The sequence below is a fragment of the Paraburkholderia sp. EG304 genome, from assembly GCF_046543485.1.
In the GTDB taxonomy this organism is placed as follows: Bacteria; Pseudomonadota; Gammaproteobacteria; order Burkholderiales; family Burkholderiaceae; genus Paraburkholderia; species Paraburkholderia youngii.
In genome coordinates this window covers 1-244 of the sequence record NZ_JBKGUA010000516.1, presented here as the reverse complement: position 1 = coordinate 244, position 244 = coordinate 1, and the positions used below count along the sequence as shown (strand labels likewise).

The following is a 244-nucleotide window of genomic DNA, read 5'->3' as shown; positions in this document are numbered from 1 at the left end:
AGCCGTTCGCCCGAGAGCCAGCGCCGCTGCCAGGCGGCATAGTCCGGATACTGGATCGCAAGCGGCGGCAGCGGATCGTCTTGTCCAGCCTCAAACGCCCGGTACAGCTGACTGAGTTCACGCCCCAGCACGCCCAGCGACCAGCCATCCGAGACAATGTGATGCTGGGTCAGCAGGAAGACGTGCTCCTCGTCCGACAGCCGGATCAGCCGGCCCCGCCTCAGCGGGCCGCGCGCCAGAGCGA

At 68.0% G+C, this 244-nt stretch carries 1 protein-coding gene; it reads right to left on the bottom strand.

Translation table 11 applies throughout. The features are described 5' to 3' along the window. Positions 1 to 244, bottom strand: a 244-nt coding sequence (locus ACLFKU_RS44965; RefSeq protein ID WP_410853540.1) for a condensation domain-containing protein, incomplete at both ends; no start/stop codon positions are given.